Origin of the sequence: Treponema denticola ATCC 35405 (assembly GCF_000008185.1) — a bacterium.
GTDB lineage: Bacteria > Spirochaetota > Spirochaetia > Treponematales > Treponemataceae > Treponema_B > Treponema_B denticola.
In genome coordinates this window covers 1,545,343-1,563,242 of sequence record NC_002967.9, presented here as the reverse complement: position 1 = coordinate 1,563,242, position 17,900 = coordinate 1,545,343, and the positions used below count along the sequence as shown (strand labels likewise).

The window sequence follows — 17,900 nt, the reverse complement described above, 5'->3', positions numbered from 1 at the left end:
ATATTACTCTCCGCGCAAAACAAGAGCTGGGTCCACATCCACAGTTGCCCTTACGGGAAAGAGGGAGGCTACAATAGTTATAACTATGGAAGAAATTACGGTAAAAGGTGCCAGCCTTATGGGAAAGGAAACTTCTCTTGCAAAAACACTTATACTTACATTATTTGCAAATAAGTAACCGAGCCCTATTCCTAAAATACCGCCCATGAGCCCAAGCATAACCGCTTCTCCCAAAAAATCTATAACAACACTTTTATTTGAAGCACCTAAAGCTTTTTTTAAGCCTATTTCTTTTCTGCGTTCCACAACTACGGCCATCATGGTAGTGGTTACACATATCATAGTCAAAAACAAAACAATAATGGTAACTATCCAAACAAGGGCCTGAAGTTTACTTAAAACCGTATCCTGAGATTCGGTAACACGCTTTACAAGACGGGGGGTAATACCTTTTACATCATTTGAAACTTTTTCGGCAATTAAATTAAGATAATCCCTGTTTCCGTCAATACTGCACTCAATTACATCGAAGGCATCATTATAGCCGACAATATTTTTTATATCCTCAAGGCTCATAAAGATAAATTCTTCTTCGACACCCCCTGTTGTAACTATGCCCGAAACCTTAAACTCGTTTACGGTTACATCTCCGTCAGGTTTCGGAGTGTTTACAATAAAATTATCTCCTATAGATAAACCTATAGCCTTACTTATTTCATGGCCTATTAAAACTTCCTTTTTTTTGTCAGGCCATTGTCCGCGTACAAGCCAATAGGGACTATTGTTCTTTGCGCTTATAAGATCGGTAGCTGCTATCATATAGGGCTGCTCGTTTACCTTTGCAGGTTTATAAATATAAGGGGCAAAACCTACAAGTTTACCTGAGTCGATTTCTTTTTTTATTTTATCGATTTGCTCTTTTTTTATTTTTGCATCGCTTTCGGAAGGAAGAAATATCATATTTGCCCCGTATGAGCGGAACACCGTTCCCATCTGCCGCGGAATGTCGTAGTAAATTGTCAATAAGCCCGATAAAACGGTTGAGCCGATTGCAATAGCCATTAAAGCCACCAACATTCTTGAACGGCGCCGCAATAAAGAACTCATTATCATTTTAAAATACATCTTATTTTTAGTCATATCTTACATCCTTAACACCTTAAACGGGAATGTTTATTTTCCGTGCAAAACTTCCGTGGGGTTTAACTTTAATAAATATCTTACCGACGGAAGACTTCCCAAAAGGGTGATCAAAAAAATTATAAGTACCACAATAGGAATAACCATGGGAGCCGGCGGAATTGCAGAACCGAAAACGCTTCGGCCTATTATCTGCGTTAAACCCAATCCTACAAAATATCCGGCGGCACCGCCGATAATTCCTATTACCATAACCTCAGTTAAAACCGAAACGGTAACGGCCGTATTACTTGCCCCGATTGCTTTTTTTAAGCCGATTTCAGCCCTTCTATCCATAACACTCGCCGTTACCAAGTTTGAAATACCGAGAGCCGAAGCGATCAAACTTAAAACGGTAATTAAAAGCATTAACAAGCTTGTCTTATTTAAGATAGCACCTTCGGATTCGGCCACCTGTCTTATCGGCTTTGCAACCGCATCCGTTATAACCTCCTGAATCTGATAACAAATACTGCTTACATAGGCGGTGCAATACCATATTTCCATTTCTTTTATAGTTAAACTTAAAGGGTTTCTTGCGGCCTTTCTTGCCAAATCATTATCGGGAGTTGTCAAAGCACTTACCTCGATGCTTTCACAAACATTTGTCTTTCCTAAAAATTCTTGGGCCGTATGCAATGTAGTAAAAATTACCTCATCTTCATTGCTTCCCGAATTAAAAATTGCAGAGACTTTTAAAGTTTTAGAGGCTACAGCACTTGTAAGTTTTATCTCGTCCCCTACTTTTAAGTTATTCCTTCCTGCAAAAAGACTTCCTACCATACAGGAAGAATTATCATCATCCGAAACCCAGTTTCCGTTTACTTCCCACCATGTACGCATTCTTCTTATTCCGGTTATAACTTCCTGCCCCGTATGTAAGTCTATCCTAAAATCGAACCATGTACCCGACAGGCGGACAGGTTTATCCGCTCCGTCATAATCTACTTGCACATTTAAAAAAGGTGCATAATCGACAATATTGTATGCCCAAAATATGGTTTTAATTTTATACAATTCATCTTCTTTTAAGAATTTTTTTGTGTTTCCGGATTCTTCTCCGTAAATATCATCTAAAAGAGAAGATTCTTTATGAGCAACATTGATATTGGCTCCGTATGTTTTAAGTTCTTGGTTTACCTTATCCCCTACACCAAGCATTGTGTTAAGCATAGAAGTTGAAAGACTTGCACCTAGGGCAATGGTAAAAGCTATCATCACCATTTTTCCTTTTTGTCTAAAAAGCGCCCCCGCTATCATTCTCCAAAACATAACTTCTCCTATAAAAACTTTTTGCAGCAAATATTAATTTGCGAAAAAAGTTTTTTCAAGCGGTTTGTTTACAAACCGCATACAATAATGCGATGTTTGCCGAAAGGCAAACTCGTCAGCTAAACAGAGAGGTGCCATTTGCACCGAACTGTTTAGCACTTCTCCCATAAAAACTTTTTACTATTTAAAACGATGAGCCTCGGACTCAAGGTCTGATATCTTTATTTTAATATTCCCGTCATGTACAATATAAGGAATCGGAACCGGATTACATCCTCCGGGAAAACCTATGGTAGCCTTATTCATAACTACATCGCAAAGTTTACAGATTACTTCATTATTCCGTTCAAAATAACCGCTGGGACCGCATATATCGCAGGCATCAAGGCCTACACCGTAAGAACCTTCACTTTTTTTTATGGCAATAAAACGCATACCGATTCCTTGCTCCGTTATATATTCATAGCGGTGAAGTTTATCATCTTCCAACTGCTCTAAAGAAATAACAGCCATACCGTCTGCAATCGTATAATTTTCAGGCGGTGACAAAGGAACTTCTCTGTCTACATAAAAACGCAAAAAAGATAAAGAAAAAACCGAAATCACTAAAAGGCTTAAAGAAAATCGAGCCCACCTTTTTGCATTACGTTTTTTTGCTTTTATTTTTCTTAATTCGGCATTGTTATTATATGCTTCCGTAATTTTAATATTTTTTTTCCATAAAAGAATCGGAGCAAACATTATAAACACAATGACGGCAAATATAAAAAAGTTTCCATTATTCACCACCATTGCAATAAACCAAAAAATAAAATTATTCCGCGGAATTATTCTTAAAGAATATAAACGCTGGATTATTACCACAATTTGAGTTATCCCTAAAATACAAAGAGAAGCTATTACGGTAATATTTAATTCGATATCGGATAACTTTATTAAGGTTTTATAAATTGAAAGACTTGCAAGAACAATAAAAACTATTCCGAGCAAGTAGCCTATAAGTCTATATAAAACGAGGGTGCTTACCGCACTTTCGCCGTAATTAACCAAGGTTGTAGAAAGAGTTATTATAACGGGAAGATAATAAAATATTGTTGCAGCCGTATATAAAAAAACGGTTGTACCGAAAATATTTTCGTACAATAAAGATTTTTTCGCTTTTGTTTTAAACAGTAAAAGAACAATTAAAATTAAGAAAAATATACTGACGGGAATCATCGACCAAAAAGCAAAATTGGTTCTATTTATGTAATTAGGAATAGATCTTAATATTGCAGAAACAATACTGCCGATAAATCCTGTGAGTATACCTAAAAAAACAATATACCGTTTTTTTTCTGGTCTTTGGGTTCTAAATGAAGCAAAAACAACTGCAAGAACTAAGGCAAAGCCTATGCCTGCTTCAATAACCCTTATATAAAATTTTAAAATGGTGCACCTCCAAAACATCAAAAGTAACCGCCCAAGCTAAAGCCTCGGCGGTTACAAATTGAATGAGTAATTAGTATTAGATTATACTACTACCGATTGGACAAGTTTACCACTGAGGTCCTGTCCATTCAAAATCTTTCCATTCAACAACGATGGGTTCCGTCCAGAAACGTCCGGTAACGCCTGTTTCTTTGTCGACATGAAGAAGATAATCATTTCCCGGTGCCTTAATTTCAAACTTGATATTGTACTTACCTAAGCCTTCTTCAAATTTTACGTTAGCACCATAGTGAGGTCCGTCACTGGCATTCATCGGCATAAATGCAACTTCCTGTACCTTTGAAGAACCTACTTTTTGGATGTAAGCCTTAACATGTAAGTAAGGAACAAAGTCGCCGGCACCGTAACCCAATGTTGCGCCTTTTTCATTGGCAGAAATATCGGCTTCCATGTGGCAATCAGCTTCGTTCTTTGACAAACTGTTACCGGCAGGTTCCATATCTACAGGCTGAAAATAAACACCTGCAACCGTTAATATTCCGGCATCTTGCTCATCGCCGATGGGGAACTCGTCAAAACCGGCAGCGCCTTCCTCGTGGGGTTTAGGGGCAGCCGTTTTCTCTTCAGTAGGAGCAGGTTTCGCAGCCTGCTGTACCGCTTCTTTTTTTTCGCATGATGTAATTACAAAAGCAATTGCAAGCAATGCAAAAATACAAGATAAAGTTTTTTTCATTTAAAAACTCTCCTCTATATTTAATTTTTTTGGACTAAATTAATTATCCCCGCCTTCTTCTTTCTTTTTTAATTCGGCAAGAATCTTTTTATTTTTTTTGACATATAAACTTGAAAACACAATAATCGTAATTAAAACTATTATTTGAGGTATCAAACTTTCATAGGTTGCATATATGCCTAAAAAATCCAACTCAAAACTTTGCATCCACGGGATTATAGTCTTTCCGACCACACCTGCAGCCTGCAATTCCGAAACGCCCTTTCCCGTAAACGAAAAACAAAGTATGTACATCAAAATACTTGTTACGGTAAAAAACGGCTTTAAGGGCAGTTTTACACTTAAAAATCTAAATGCAAGGAAAACACCGGCTAAAATAATCACCGATAATACAATAGCTAAAATCATAGCTCTTTGACCGCTTGCACCTTGAACGGGAACTCCTTGGAAAAATAAAATAAGTTCGGCTCCTTCCCTTGCTACGGCAATAAAGGCAGCAAAAATCAAGACCCACTTATTACCGGTCGATACCGAAGATTCAACCTTCTTTTTAATATATCTTTCCCATGCTTCCGTTTCCGATTTTGAAATCATCCAGTTGCTTACATAGAACAAAACTATTACGGCAACGAACATTCCGATGCCTTCAAAAACCTCTTGAGCTATACCGCTTTGCGCACCTGCCAATAAACCAAATAAAAAAGCTAAAACTATACTTACAAGAATACCTGCAAGAGCTCCGATATAAACGGAAGATATGTACTTCTTTTTTCCGGTTTTTACAAGATAAGCGATAATAGCCGCTATAACCAAAATAGCTTCCAAGCCTTCACGCAGTATAAGCACAAAACATGAAATAAAGGTTGCAACAGCTGCCGACTTTCCGCTTCCTCCCTTATCATTGGAAGTGCCGTCAAGCTCGGCTGCATCATGGTAGAGCATTGCAATAAGAGCATCCTTATGAGCTCTTATCATTTCGTTATCCTTATCGCTTTTTACGTTTTTTCTGTACTCATAAAAAGCATTTTCGACAGCCGTTTTGCGTGCACCGGAAAGATAGCTCATCGTTATCTTTTCCATTCCCTTGGATTCGTAATATCTAAAATAAGCGGCATTTACTTCGTCATAGGCTTCACGGGTTTTCCCCTGTGTATACAATTCGTATGCATTATTCAGGTGAATTTCCATTTTTTCGACTATTTTAGTCCAAGTGCTCAAGTCTTCTTTTTCTTTGGCTGAAACAGAAAACAAAAAAGCAAAGAAAATCAAAAAAATCGATAAAAATCTTTTAAAACTATTATTAAACATATTAACTCCAATTTTGTAGCCAATACTTACAAAATTCTACTTAAAGTATATCAAGTCAAAAAAACAATGTCAAGATTCTCTTACATATTTTTTTAATTTTTTTAATAACAGAAACGGGACTAAAATCAAGTTTTCGTTAATTCTCCATCATTCATTCTATATATGGGACTATTTTCATTTAAAATTTCAAAATCATGTGTTACAATCAAAACGGCGGTTCCCAGTTTATTAACACTTTTTATAAGATTCATAACCGTTTCAGAAGTTTCCTTGTCAAGATTTGCCGTAGGTTCATCTGCAATAAGTAATTTAGGAGAATTCATAAGAGCTCTTGCAATCAACATTCGCTTTAGTTCTCCGCCGGATAAATTTTGGGGCATCTCATTTTTTAAATGAGCTATATCCATCAAGTCCAAGAGGCTTAAAGCCCTTCCCTCGCTGTCGCCGTCCCTGTTAAATAAAAAAAACGGAACCCTTACATTATCAAAGACCGAAAGGTTCGGCAAATAAGCTAAAGACTGAGGAACAAAACCTATCGACTCGTTTCGGTAAAAGCTTTTATCGGTATCATTCATAGAAGAAATATCCTGATCTTCAAAAAAAACCTGCCCTTGGGTAGGATCTAAAATACCGGATATCAAATTAAGAAAGGTTGTTTTTCCCGAACCCGAACGCCCTACAATGAATACAAAATCGGAAGCAGAAATGGAAAAGTCAACATCTTTTACTGCAAAAAAAGAGTTCTTACCTCTGGCAAAGGATTTGGAAAGCGATTTTGTTTTTAAAAGCATGAGTTTCCTTTTATAGATTATTCAAATTTTTCTTTGCGCGAAAGAAAAACATAAACAAGGCTTACCGCAATCAAAGCAATAGCCAATAGAATAACTATAGGCTTTGTATAAACATTACAGCTCATATTTGGGTGCTTACAGGTGCCTATAACAAGGGTTTCAAGTAAAATAAGACTTACTCCGGTTCCGATATTGTAGACGGATATTCCAAAGCGCGATTTTTTACAAATAAAAAAAGCAAGGCCAGATAAGGCTATCAGCCCCCCTAACAACCTCACAGCTTCTCCCATCCAATGACATTTCATAAAACTGCCGTCAGCCTTAGGATGACATACATGGGCAAAGCCGAACGGAGCAAATAAAACCAATAAACCGATTATAATAATAAGAGCACTGAATATATATCTTTTCATATTTTCCCTTCCTATAATTTATAAAATTTAAAATATCATATGGAGTATAGACTCATCAAAAAAAAATGTCAACATAATATTACATAAACAATGTTATTTTTTGCAATTTAATTTATGGTAACCTCTTAAAAACTTCAGTTTTTAGAGGTTTTCCTTAAATCCAACTTGCGATGTTTTTCATAAGTCCTTGATATATAAAGACTTATGAAAAACTCGACGGGTATATATAAAAACCAACAAGGTTTTTATAAATGACCGCATATTGACCTCAGCAATTTTTTTTTATATAATATCGCCAATTATGGATATCTTTGATATTATAGGCCCGATTATGATAGGGCCGTCCAGTTCGCATACGGCAGGAGCCGTAAGAATAGGCTATTTAACAAGGGTTCTTCTTGCAGAACCTGCTATAAAAGCAAGAGTGTACTTACACGGATCTTTTGCCTACACCTATAAGGGGCACGGTACCGACAGGGCTATTGCAGCAGGTATTATGGGAATGAAACCTGAAAACGAGCGTATAAGAAACAGCCTAACCCTTGCAAAAGAACAAGGCTTGGACATCACCTTTGAACCTATAGATATTCCTAATGCCCATCCCAACACGGCATTGATTGAAGTTACCGGTATTGACGGAAAGGAGCTTTCCGTGCAAGGCTCCTCCATAGGAGGCGGGAATATTCTAATTACCAAAATAAACGGAAAACCTGTAGAGCTAAGCGGTAAAAACCCTACACTGGTAGTAGAATATCAAGATATCCCCGGAAGAATAGCCGCCATAACAAGCGTAACGGCAAAACACAAGATAAATATTTCGCAAATTCATATCGGAAGAGATTACCGAGGGGGAACCGCCACAATGTGCCTTCAAATGGACGGTTTAAGCGTCGGCCCGGAATTAAAGGAGGACATTTTGCAAATAGACCACATCTACAATGTTATCCTGATTCAGCCGGTATAATTTTAAAAGGGTATAAACTATGAAAACAATAGAGTATAAAAAAATAGAAGACCTGATACAAAAAGCAGCCGAAAATTCTTTAAGAATTTCGGATATTATTTTAGAAGACCAAAGCTCCGCCCTTGAAGAAACTAAGGAGCAGTGCTTTGAGAGAATGCAGGAGCATTTAAACGTAATGCTTGAAGCAATTGACAAAGGAACAAACCCGGATATACGCTCGACAAGCGGGCTTACGGGCGGAGATGCCTATAAAATATACGAAAGATCGGAAAACGGAAAAGCTCTCTGCGGGCCCCTCCTTGCTAACGGTATAAGAATGGCAATGGCCGTTTCCGAATTAAATGCTTCAATGGGAAAAATAGTTGCAGCCCCCACTGCCGGCTCTTGCGGTATTCTCCCCGGTGCAATCGGAGCCGTTCTAAAAACAAAGGATGTAAAAAAAGAAGATGCAGTTATGTCTCTTTTTACGGCCGGAGCTATCGGCATGGTTATAGCGAATACGGCTTCCATTTCGGGAGCTGAAGGCGGATGTCAAGCCGAATGCGGCTCAGCCTCAGCCATGGCAGCAGGAGCTATAGTGGAAATGTGCGGAGGAACACCTGAAATGGTAGGCCATGCAACGGCTATTGCCCTTAAATGTATCTTGGGTCTTGTTTGCGATCCTGTAGCAGGCTTGGTTGAAGTTCCTTGCGTAAAACGGAATGCTTCCGGTGTAAGCCTTGCCTTTACGGCAGCAGAGCTTGCCCTGGCAGGAATCAAAAGTGCTATTCCCGTAGACGAGGTTATAATAGCCATGAAAAAAGTCGGAGATTCTATACCTTCAGCCTTGAGAGAAACTGCCGAAGGAGGTCTCGCCTGTACAGCCACAGGCAAAAGACTTCAAAAAGAAATATTCGGAAAAACTTTATAAGATGGTATCTTCTAAAAAACGATTTTTTTAAAGGTTCCTAAAAGTTATTTTTCAGCCTTTTCAACAATGTAGGTAAGCCCTTCGCGTCTGAGAACCCTCACCATTGAGCCTGCAGGAATTTCTTCCGAAAGAGAGCGGGCACTCCATGTCGTACCCTGATACTTTATTCTGCCTTCCTTGTTATGAAAAACCGTTTCAATAACATCGGCAAACTCTTCCCCTTCTTTGTCGCTTTTTTTATCCGAATAGAAAATAGTACCCTTAAAAATAGGAGTAAATTTTTTACGTAAAAAAGCCAAAGAAAGAACCGAAAAAATAACAAATATTATTATTTGAAGCCAAAGAGCTTGATTAATAAAAGGAATTAAACTAAAAACGGAAGTAAAAACAGCCCCGAAGCCGAAGAAGATAATAACAAGGCCGGGAATTATAAGCTCCAAGCCTATACACAACACACCTACCAAAAGCCAGATAGACCACCATCCCATAAACTACCCCCTAGAAAAAGCATAAGCACGAGAAAACCCGTGCTTAGCTTATAAAGACAATTAGTCTTTAATATTGTATCGTTTCTTAAAGCGATCAATTCGTCCTGCAGTGTCAACAAGCTTTTGTTTTCCCGTAAAAAAAGGATGACACTGAGAGCAGATTTCAACCTTGATATCTTTTACTGTAGAACGCGTATTTATTACGTTTCCGCAAGCGCAAGTAACGGTTGTTTCTTCGTATTTCGGATGAATATCTTTTTTCATACAAACCTCCCAAGGTAGTGTTATAATATACAATATTTACTCTTTTTGTGCAAGACCGGCATTCATTGATTTTAAGAACGCTTCATTATTCTTGCTCTTATTCATTTTATCTATTAAGAATTCGATAATATCGGCATCATCCATCGAGCTGATGAATTTGCGTAATATCCACATAAGCTGCATTTCTGCTTCCGTTAATAAAAGCTCTTCTTTTCGAGTTCCCGATCGCTTTATATTGATTGCAGGGAATAAACGGCGGTCTGAAAGCTTTCTGTCCAGGTTTACTTCCATATTGCCAGTTCCCTTAAATTCTTCAAAAATAACCTCGTCCATCTTGCTGCCGGTTTCAATAAGAGCCGTAGCTATTATCGTTAAACTTCCGCCTTCTTCGATATTTCTTGCGGCACCGAAAAAGCGTTTAGGCTTATGAAGAGAGTTTGAATCCACACCTCCGGATAGAACCTTACCCGAAGTAGGCATTGTCTGGTTATAGGCCCTTGCCAAACGGGTAATTGAATCCAAAAGAATAACTACATCCCTCTTGTGTTCAACAAGGCGTTTTGCCTTTTCAAGTACCATTTCAGCAACTTGAACATGGCGGGTTGCCTGCTCATCGAAGGTAGAAGAAATAACTTCCGCATTTACAGTGCGCTCCATATCGGTAACTTCTTCAGGACGTTCATCTATCAAAAGAACTATAAGATAAACTTCAGGATGATTGGCCGTAATTGCATTGGCTATCTTTTGAAGCATTATCGTTTTTCCCGTACGAGGAGGAGCTACAATCAATCCTCTCTGTCCTTTTCCTATCGGACAAAAAAGATTCATAATTCGGGTAGATATTTCCTGAGTAGTTGTTTCAAGGTTTAATTTTTCTCTAGGATAAAGGGGGGTGAGGTTATCAAACGGAATACGGCGCTGCGATTTTGCAGGCTCATCAAAGTTGACCGTTTCAACCCTTAAAAGAGCGAAATATCTTTCACCCTCTTTTGGGGAGCGAATTTGGCCGTAAACCGTATCACCCGTTTTAAGATTAAAAAGCCTTATCTGGCTGGGAGATACATAGACGTCATCAGTTCCCGTCAAATAGCTGTTTTGAGGCGAACGTAAAAAACCGTATCCGTCAGGAAGGGTCTCTAAAGAACCGGAAGCGAAAATAGTACCGCCCTGATTGGTATGGTTTTTAAGAATGTGGTAAATCACATCCTGTTTTTTCATTAAGGAAAGTTCATCCTCCGGTACGCCGTATTTAATGGCCATATCTCTTAAATCATGCATACGCATCTTTGTAAGATCGTTTATTATGATTTTAAAAGAACTATCTGATGCGGGCGGGACTTCTTCTTTTTCTTCTTGAATATCTTTAGGTATACGTTTTTTTGCAGTTACACTAGTTCTTTTTGCCGGTTTGGTTTCAACTTCATCTGAAAAGCTTTCTGTTTTTTTTCTTCCGCGGGAGCGGACAACAACTTTTTTTTCAAGAACTTCATCGTCTGCTTCATTGTTTTGCTCAATTCTTGTCTGCTCTACAGCAGCTTGAATCTCATTTGCCGGACTAAGGGATGGATCATCAGCCTGTACATCGGATTGGCTAAGACCTAAGTTTTCATCAGAATTAATCCCCGTATCAAACAAGGTATCCTCAGAAACCTGCGGCAAAGTTTTTCTTTTTCTTATTGTCATCGGATTTTTCTCCTATGCTATGTAACTTAAATACATCATTCCAAAATTCAGTATTCGGCTTAAGGAACCGAAAAAGACATGTAAAATGAATTGTTACTGTTGAATAGATTTTTAGTCTAACAAATTTATTTTATTTTGTCAAGTAAAGCTTTTTTAGCTTTCAGACTTCTAAAAAAATACCCTCGATTAAATCGAGGGTATCCATCTCCTAGGGGAATTGAACCCCTGTTGTCGGGATGAAAACCCGATGTCCTAACCACTAGACGAAGGAGACATGGTAAAACGCATCACATTGAAACGCATTGCGTTGACAAGAAAGGAATATATCATATTTTTATAATTATGTCAAGCAAAATTACAAAAATTCTTTTATTTATCCGTCTTGCTTATCAAATCAGGTCTTAACACTTCTGCTCCGCCCATATAAATATGAATCGGCTTTTTCCTGGAATAATAATAGATTAAAATTCTAATAGTTTTAGGTAAGCCGCCCTTCATACCGGGTTCTAAAGCACAAAAAAGGGCCGTATTTTTTGCAAAGCCGTTCTTTCTTAAAGCCGATGCAGGATTTAAAGCCCTTATATCGGAGGTAACCGTAAAATGTATTGAAACTATGTCCTTTTCAGACAAGGAATTTTCTCTCAAGATTCGGCTATAAAGGTTCACAGCTGCCGAAGATATACTTTCTTCACTATCTTCACAGCATACGGCCCCGCGTAAGGCTCTTAATTTTTTTATCAAGCTCATTTTTTTTGCTTAAAATCTTTAAATTAAAGCACTGCACCTTAGCTTATTACAATGGTGCAATGCTTTAAAATTAATTGTTATTTGGCAGGCTTATTAGCCGGCTTTTTACCGGTTTTAGCCTTTGCTTTTTCGGAAGGCTTTGAAGTTTTAGCGGCAGGCTTTGCAGGTTTTTTTGCGGCCGACTTGGATTTTAAGGCTTCAACTTCAGCCTGGGCTGCGGCAAGTCTTGCTATCGGAACTCGTAAGGGTGAAGCGGAAACATAGTCCATTCCTGCCCTGCAGAAGAACTTAACCGAATTTAAGTCTCCTCCGTGTTCACCGCATACACCTATTTCCAAGTTCTTTTTAACTTCTCTTCCTTTTTGAATAGCAGTAGATACCAAGATACCCACACCTTCTTGATCCAATGACTGGAAGGGGTCAGCCTTAAATACGCCGGCCTTGTTTTCATCTACATATTCAGGGAGGAATTTACCTGCATCATCCCGGCTTATACCTATGGTCATCTGCGTAAGATCGTTTGTACCAAAGGAGAAAAATTCCGCATATTCTGCTATTTTATCTGCAAGAAGGGCTGCTCTCGGAGTTTCAATCATAGTACCGACCATGTACTTAAGTTTTTTATCCTTAGCTTTTTTCTCGATGATATCGTCTGCAACAGCTCGAACCCTCTTTTCCAAAATCCTAAATTCTTTTGCATCGATTGTAAGAGGAATCATTATTTCGGGTAAAACGGCAATTCCTTTCTTTTGAACCGTGCAGGCAGCATTTATAATGGCAGTAACCTGCATTTCAAGAATTTCAGGATAGGTAATGCTCAAACGGCAGCCTCTGTGTCCCAACATCGGGTTTGCTTCGGTCAGCTGATCTACTCTGTTTTTAACACTTGCAAAACTTATATTAAGTTTTTCTGCCAACTTTTGCTGACCTTCTTTATCATGAGGAACAAATTCGTGTAAGGGCGGGTCAATCAAGCGGATGGTTACGGGATATCCGTTCATAGCTTTAAAGATACCCTCAAAATCCTTCGTCTGATAAGGAAGAAGTTTTTTTAGAGCCTTTTCCCTTGCTTCCTTGTTTTCTGCAATAATCATTTCACGGATTGCCTGAATTCTGCTCTCATCGCTAAAGAACATATGTTCGGTTCGGCAAAGACCGATACCTTGGGCTCCGTGGCCTACGGCAATCTTAGCATCTTCGGGCGTATCGGCATTTGTTCTTACCTTTATTTTTCGTATCTGATCAACCCATTCCATGATTTTTTTATAGGCTGCAGGAGGCTTGGGAGTAATTAAGGGTAACTCGCCCTTGTAAACAGCTCCTTTTGAACCGTCCAAGGTAATGTAGTCTCCTTCTTTTAAGACTATACCCTTAGCCGAAATTGCTTTTTTCTCGTAATCGATTCTTAAATTTTCACAGCCTACTATACAGCATTTTCCCCAACCTCTGGCGACTACGGCTGCATGGCTGGTTTTTCCGCCGGTTGCGGTTAAAATACCCTCAGCAGCGTGCATACCGCCTACATCTTCGGGGCTTGTTTCATGACGAACAAGAACAGCTCTTTTACCGTCCTTTGCAGCAGCTTCCGCAGCCTCTGCCGAAAGACAGATTATACCGCATGCAGCTCCCGGAACGGCAGGAATACCGTCAACAAGGTGAGCGCTTTTTATTTCGGAAGCTTTAGAATAATCCAAGGCCTTGTAGAAGACTCCTTCAATGTCTGAAGCCTTAATACGGCTAACAGCTTCTTCCTTGGTTATAAGTTTTTCTTCCACCATATCTACAGCCATCTGGAAGGCTGCTGCAGGAAGCCTCTTACCGGTTCGGCACTGGAGCATGTATAATTCACCTTCTTCAACGGTAAATTCCATATCCTGCATATCCTTATAATGCTTTTCAAGGATTTTGCGTGCATCGCAAAGTTTTTTATAAGCATCCGGATCTTTTTTTGCAAAAACATCGAGCTTAATAGGAGTTCTGATTCCTGCAACAACGTCCTCGCCTTGGGCATTAAAGAGGTATTCACCGTAAAAGTCGTTTTTACCCGAATTCGGGTCGCGTGTAAAGCAGACTCCTGTACCCGAATTATCCCCTTTGTTTCCGAATACCATCTGCATAACGTTTACAGCCGTCCCGCGGATTCCTACAATGTTTTCAACCCTTCGGTAAGTAACGGCTTTATCGGACATCCAAGAACCGAAGACTGCTCCGATAGCACCCCAAAGCTGCTTTATAGGATCTTGGGGAAAGGGAGATTTTATTTCTTTTTCATAAAGCTTTTTGGATCTATCGATAACATCCTGTAATTCCGGTTCGTTTACATCGGTATCCGAAACCTTTGCAGTCTGAGCAAGATTAAGACGTTTTTTTGTTCTTTTTTCTTTTACATCATCAAAAATTTTATCGAATTTTTCACGTTCAATGTTCATTGCCGTAGAACCGTACATCAAAATAAACCTACGATAAGCATCCAGGGCAAATCTTAAATTTCCGGTCTTCTCGGCCAAACCTTGAACGGATTGGTCATTTAAGCCTAAATTCAAAATTGTCTCCATCATTCCCGGCATCGAAACGGGAGCCCCTGATCGAACGGAAACCAAAAGAGGATCTTTTTTGTCCCCAAGTTTTTTTCCGGTAATTTTTTCCAATTTTGAAAGATAAGATTCAACTTGAGTTTTTAGTTCGACAGGATACTTTCTGTTATTTTTATAATACTCTTCGCAAACCTCGGTTGTAATAGTAAATCCGGCAGGAACAGGAAGTCCTATAGCCGTCATTTCGGCCAAACCGGCACCCTTGCCGCCCAATACTTCCCTCATCGTACCATTACCTTCAGCGCTACCTCCGCCAAAAAAATATACATATTTTGACTTTGCCATTGCATTGTCCTCCTTGAACATTGAACAATTATTACAATATATTTATATATTGTATCTTGTATAATATCAATTGTCAATGTATAATTATAACAATTATGAAAAAAAATCTTAACTATTATTTATTTTTATTTATCACAGCGGCGGTTTTTGTTTTAAATTCCTGTAATTCAACCGAAATTTCCGAATCAAAATTACCTCAAAAAGAAAATGATATAAGCGAACTTGTTTTAAGTTTCTCAGGCGATATTATGGCTCATGATGTCAATTTTAAAATGAAAGACTATAATCGAATCTATGATGATGTCAGGGATATTCTTTTAAACGATGATTTAACTTTTGGAAATGTAGAAACACCTGTCTGTGAAGAAAGACCGCTTTCAAGCTTTCCATGCTTTAATATACATAAAGACTATCTAAGAGCCGCTATTGAAGGGGGTTTCGATGTTTTCTCGTTTGCCAATAATCACACTAACGATCAGGGTATTCAAGGAATAGACGGAACTATTAAAAGTTTTAATGCTTTAAAAGAAGAGTATAAAAATAAAGAGCTTTTTTCTTCCGGTTTAAAAAACAAAGAAGATGAAGATTTTAAACCTGTTCTAATCGAAAAAAAAGGCTGGAAGATTTTATTTTTATCGGTAACGGAACTTATCAACTCTCACGGCAAATCAAAACACAGACTTTATTACTCGGAACCCACAAAGACAGGAAGGGAAAAACTTCTTTTATCCATAAAAAAAATGAGGGAAGAAAATCCTTGCGATATTTTTATTCTGTCTCTTCATCTAAACGAGGCGGAATACGGCCTTAAGGTTTTAGATAGTAAAAAGACATGGTTTAAGGCTTTAGCCCAAGCAGGAATAGATGTAGTCTGGGCTAATCATCCCCATGTTTTACAGGATTGGGAACTTTCCGATGTGGAAATCTTAACCGATGATTCCAAAAAAGATATTATTCAAATCAATAAAGGAGAGAATAATGAACCTCTTGACTCTTTTCTCACACATAAAAAAAATGCCTTTTTTATGTACTCTATGGGAAATTTTATTTCGGGCCAAAGGTGGAAGGTAAACTATGCCGATCCGGCTTACTACAGGGAATATACGGGAGACTCAATAATAATGCAGTTACGCTTTAAAAAAATAGACGGTATTTTGCAGCCTGAGATAGAGGCAGCCCCTGTTTTAATTACAAACTATAACGAAAAAGATGCACCCGTAATAAAACGCTTTACCCAAGAATGGATTGAGACCCTTCCCGAAAAAGAAAGGGCCTACTATCTTAAAAGGCTTGAGCTTATGAGGGCCTACTTACCTAAGCTAAAATAAAAACTTACATTAAAGCCTTATATTTTTCGGCCAAGGCTTTTGCCTTTACATTTGCAAGACCTCGGTAGCGTTCGGGGTTTGCAAAAAATTCTTCCGGCTTATCAAAGTTAAGCTCTTTTAATCTTTCCGTAACAAGAGCAAAGACCTTTTCTTCGGCCTTTAAGGCCTCATAAAAACTTATCTTTTGATTTTCGGCAGCAAGGGTAATCTTGCGTATTACCTCGTGGGCATCGGAAACGCCGCATTCCGCCAAAAGGATATAAGCGGGCTCGGCCATAACGCCTCCCCTAACCTTTCCACCGCCCTGTAAAAGGTTTTTGAGCATATTTTCCCTATCGGCCTGTAAGCCCTTTAAAATTGAATTCATACGGTTAAAGGCCAAGGCAAGGCCTGTCAGATAATCGGCTATAAACCTTTGGCTTGCAGAGTTGGATAAATCTCTTTGGTGCTCCGAGATTTGGTCCATATAAAAACTCATTATGCGGGGAGAAAAAGCCTTCCACAAGCTTTTTACATGCTCGGAATTCCATGGGTTACGCTTTTGAGGCATAGTAGAAGAGCCTACCTGTGTTGCACTAAAATATTCAAAAACCTCCCCTATCTCGGTTCTTTGCAAATTGCGTAAATCGTCTGCAAGGTTTGCAATTATGCCGAAGGCAATATTTGCTTCAAGAAGGAGGCGGAGCATGTATTCGGGCTCCACAAGCTGATGAGAATATTCTGAAGGCTTTAAGCCGAGATAATCAAGGTAGATTTTTTCAAATCTCATCGGATCGGAAACTATTAAAGATGCCGCATTATAAGCCCCGACGGCTCCGGCAAATTTTCCGCGCAAATCTTTTACAAGATCTTCCATTTTTAAAATCGACTTACCCAAACGGGCTACATATTCGGAAACGGCATAACCGAAGGTAATCGGAACCGCATGCTGACCGTGAGTTCTCCCTACCTGAGGTGTTTCAGCCTCTCTTTCAGCTATATCGCAAAGTAAAAGTTCGGTTTTCTTTAAAAGAGGAATTATTACCTTTATGACAGCGTCCCTTATCCTCATAGAAAAGGCCGTGTCGAGGATGTCGGCACTGGTAGCTCCAAGGTGAACCAAGGGAGCCGTATTTTCGGGGACTTTTTTCTTTAAGACATTTACCAAGGCTCTTATATTGTGCTGGGTCTTATGTTCTTCTTCATAAACTTCGGAAGGATCAATATTTAAGGCAATATCGTCCAATGTTTTTTCAAGCTCGCCGCTTAGTTTTGGAAGTAAAGAGCCTTTTTTTTCTTCTGCAATTTTAAGATGAGCCTTTACAATGGCCATTTCGGCCATGGCACAATAAACGATGCCTGCTTCTTCCGATAAAAAAACCGACAGTTCATCATAAAGACCTCCTTGCGGGAGGGAATAACGATGATCTATCGGCGATATATTTTTAAAAATACTTCTAGTTTCCATGTCCGATATAATGACCTAAAGAAGATGTTTAGTCAAGCGGTTTAAAATCGGCTTATAACTTAG

At 38.8% G+C, this 17,900-nt stretch carries 16 protein-coding genes and 1 tRNA gene; 3 read left to right on the top strand and 14 right to left on the bottom strand.

Annotated features, from left to right (window positions below; all coding sequences use genetic code 11):
- Positions 1 to 3 precede the first annotated feature (3 nt).
- From TDE_RS07255 to TDE_RS07225, 7 genes are all read right to left on the bottom strand, one after another.
- The gene (locus tag TDE_RS07255) at positions 4 to 1,140 is read right to left on the bottom strand and encodes an ABC transporter permease (protein ID WP_002671214.1); all 1,137 of its coding nucleotides are present in this window, start codon (positions 1,138 to 1,140) and stop codon (positions 4 to 6) included.
- A gap of 33 nt (positions 1,141 to 1,173) precedes the next feature.
- Complete coding sequence (locus TDE_RS07250; RefSeq protein WP_002679164.1) at positions 1,174 to 2,451, bottom strand: ABC transporter permease; 1,278 nt, start codon at positions 2,449 to 2,451, stop codon at positions 1,174 to 1,176.
- Positions 2,452 to 2,631: 180 nt separating this feature from the next.
- A complete protein-coding gene (locus TDE_RS07245) occupies positions 2,632 to 3,900 on the bottom strand; it encodes a Fe-S-containing protein (RefSeq protein WP_002671216.1) in 1,269 nt (422 codons plus the stop codon).
- A gap of 88 nt (positions 3,901 to 3,988) precedes the next feature.
- Positions 3,989 to 4,615, bottom strand: a complete 627-nt coding sequence (locus tag TDE_RS07240; protein WP_002669021.1) for an iron transporter — start codon at positions 4,613 to 4,615, stop codon at positions 3,989 to 3,991.
- Positions 4,616 to 4,654: 39 nt separating this feature from the next.
- Positions 4,655 to 5,923, bottom strand: a complete 1,269-nt coding sequence (locus tag TDE_RS07235; protein ID WP_002669020.1) for an FTR1 family iron permease — start codon at positions 5,921 to 5,923, stop codon at positions 4,655 to 4,657.
- A gap of 125 nt (positions 5,924 to 6,048) precedes the next feature.
- Positions 6,049 to 6,714: an ABC transporter ATP-binding protein gene (locus tag TDE_RS07230; RefSeq protein ID WP_010956980.1), complete on the bottom strand. Its 666-nt coding sequence runs from the start codon at positions 6,712 to 6,714 to the stop codon at positions 6,049 to 6,051.
- Between the two features lie 17 nt (positions 6,715 to 6,731).
- Complete coding sequence (locus TDE_RS07225) at positions 6,732 to 7,127, bottom strand: DUF4418 family protein (protein WP_002679162.1); 396 nt, start codon at positions 7,125 to 7,127, stop codon at positions 6,732 to 6,734.
- 301 nt (positions 7,128 to 7,428) lie between these two features.
- Between TDE_RS07225 and sdaAB the strand changes: the two genes are divergently transcribed.
- Together sdaAB and sdaAA are read left to right on the top strand one after the other, a co-directional pair.
- Complete coding sequence (gene sdaAB, locus TDE_RS07220) at positions 7,429 to 8,091, top strand: L-serine ammonia-lyase, iron-sulfur-dependent subunit beta (protein ID WP_002671219.1); 663 nt, start codon at positions 7,429 to 7,431, stop codon at positions 8,089 to 8,091.
- Between the two features lie 19 nt (positions 8,092 to 8,110).
- Entirely contained in the window at positions 8,111 to 9,001 is an 891-nt protein-coding gene (gene sdaAA / locus TDE_RS07215; RefSeq protein WP_002671221.1) for an L-serine ammonia-lyase, iron-sulfur-dependent, subunit alpha, read from the top strand.
- A gap of 44 nt (positions 9,002 to 9,045) precedes the next feature.
- Here the strand turns inward: sdaAA and TDE_RS07210 are convergent, their stop codons facing one another.
- The 6 genes from TDE_RS07210 to ppdK all read right to left on the bottom strand — a co-directional run bounded on the left by TDE_RS07210 (position 9,046) and on the right by ppdK (position 15,062).
- Positions 9,046 to 9,489 carry an NfeD family protein gene (locus TDE_RS07210; RefSeq protein WP_002671223.1) on the bottom strand — a complete coding sequence of 148 codons (444 nt, stop codon included), beginning with the start codon at positions 9,487 to 9,489 and terminating at the stop codon, positions 9,046 to 9,048.
- Between the two features lie 60 nt (positions 9,490 to 9,549).
- A complete protein-coding gene (rpmE, locus tag TDE_RS07205; protein WP_002669000.1) occupies positions 9,550 to 9,753 on the bottom strand; it encodes a 50S ribosomal protein L31 in 204 nt (67 codons plus the stop codon).
- Between the two features lie 36 nt (positions 9,754 to 9,789).
- The gene (gene rho / locus TDE_RS07200) at positions 9,790 to 11,388 is read right to left on the bottom strand and encodes a transcription termination factor Rho (protein ID WP_390903209.1); all 1,599 of its coding nucleotides are present in this window, start codon (positions 11,386 to 11,388) and stop codon (positions 9,790 to 9,792) included.
- A 250-nt stretch (positions 11,389 to 11,638) separates the two neighbouring features.
- Positions 11,639 to 11,710: transfer RNA gene (locus tag TDE_RS07195), tRNA-Glu, on the bottom strand.
- A gap of 95 nt (positions 11,711 to 11,805) precedes the next feature.
- Positions 11,806 to 12,183, bottom strand: a complete 378-nt coding sequence (aroH, locus tag TDE_RS07190) for a chorismate mutase (RefSeq protein ID WP_002679161.1) — start codon at positions 12,181 to 12,183, stop codon at positions 11,806 to 11,808.
- Positions 12,184 to 12,260: 77 nt separating this feature from the next.
- Entirely contained in the window at positions 12,261 to 15,062 is a 2,802-nt protein-coding gene (gene ppdK / locus TDE_RS07185; protein WP_002679160.1) for a pyruvate, phosphate dikinase, read from the bottom strand.
- Between the two features lie 95 nt (positions 15,063 to 15,157).
- On the opposite strand from ppdK, the gene TDE_RS07180 reads away from it, so the two are divergent.
- Positions 15,158 to 16,390 (top strand): CapA family protein, encoded by a 1,233-nt coding sequence (locus TDE_RS07180; protein ID WP_002679158.1) that lies wholly within the window; start codon positions 15,158 to 15,160, stop codon positions 16,388 to 16,390.
- Between the two features lie 4 nt (positions 16,391 to 16,394).
- On the opposite strand, the gene TDE_RS07175 is transcribed toward TDE_RS07180, so the two are convergent.
- Positions 16,395 to 17,837 carry a lyase family protein gene (locus tag TDE_RS07175; RefSeq protein ID WP_002679156.1) on the bottom strand — a complete coding sequence of 481 codons (1,443 nt, stop codon included), beginning with the start codon at positions 17,835 to 17,837 and terminating at the stop codon, positions 16,395 to 16,397.
- Positions 17,838 to 17,900 lie beyond the last annotated feature (63 nt).

What these genes read in the sequence shown, in the direction of transcription:
- aroH (WP_002679161.1), bottom strand. Translation starts at nt 12,183, where the DNA reads ATGAGCTTGATAAAAAAATTAAGAGCCTTACGCGGGGCCGTATGCTGT.
- TDE_RS07240 (WP_002669021.1), bottom strand. Translation starts at nt 4,615, where the DNA reads ATGAAAAAAACTTTATCTTGTATTTTTGCATTGCTTGCAATTGCTTTT.
- TDE_RS07210 (WP_002671223.1), bottom strand. Translation starts at nt 9,489, where the DNA reads ATGGGATGGTGGTCTATCTGGCTTTTGGTAGGTGTGTTGTGTATAGGC.
- sdaAA (WP_002671221.1), top strand. Translation starts at nt 8,111, where the DNA reads ATGAAAACAATAGAGTATAAAAAAATAGAAGACCTGATACAAAAAGCA.
- sdaAB (WP_002671219.1), top strand. Translation starts at nt 7,429, where the DNA reads ATGGATATCTTTGATATTATAGGCCCGATTATGATAGGGCCGTCCAGT.
- TDE_RS07250 (WP_002679164.1), bottom strand. Translation starts at nt 2,451, where the DNA reads ATGTTTTGGAGAATGATAGCGGGGGCGCTTTTTAGACAAAAAGGAAAA.
- TDE_RS07175 (WP_002679156.1), bottom strand. Translation starts at nt 17,837, where the DNA reads ATGGAAACTAGAAGTATTTTTAAAAATATATCGCCGATAGATCATCGT.
- TDE_RS07225 (WP_002679162.1), bottom strand. Translation starts at nt 7,127, where the DNA reads ATGAAAAGATATATATTCAGTGCTCTTATTATTATAATCGGTTTATTG.
- ppdK (WP_002679160.1), bottom strand. Translation starts at nt 15,062, where the DNA reads ATGGCAAAGTCAAAATATGTATATTTTTTTGGCGGAGGTAGCGCTGAA.
- TDE_RS07235 (WP_002669020.1), bottom strand. Translation starts at nt 5,923, where the DNA reads ATGTTTAATAATAGTTTTAAAAGATTTTTATCGATTTTTTTGATTTTC.
- TDE_RS07230 (WP_010956980.1), bottom strand. Translation starts at nt 6,714, where the DNA reads ATGCTTTTAAAAACAAAATCGCTTTCCAAATCCTTTGCCAGAGGTAAG.
- TDE_RS07245 (WP_002671216.1), bottom strand. Translation starts at nt 3,900, where the DNA reads ATGTTTTGGAGGTGCACCATTTTAAAATTTTATATAAGGGTTATTGAA.
- TDE_RS07180 (WP_002679158.1), top strand. Translation starts at nt 15,158, where the DNA reads ATGAAAAAAAATCTTAACTATTATTTATTTTTATTTATCACAGCGGCG.
- rpmE (WP_002669000.1), bottom strand. Translation starts at nt 9,753, where the DNA reads ATGAAAAAAGATATTCATCCGAAATACGAAGAAACAACCGTTACTTGC.
- TDE_RS07255 (WP_002671214.1), bottom strand. Translation starts at nt 1,140, where the DNA reads ATGACTAAAAATAAGATGTATTTTAAAATGATAATGAGTTCTTTATTG.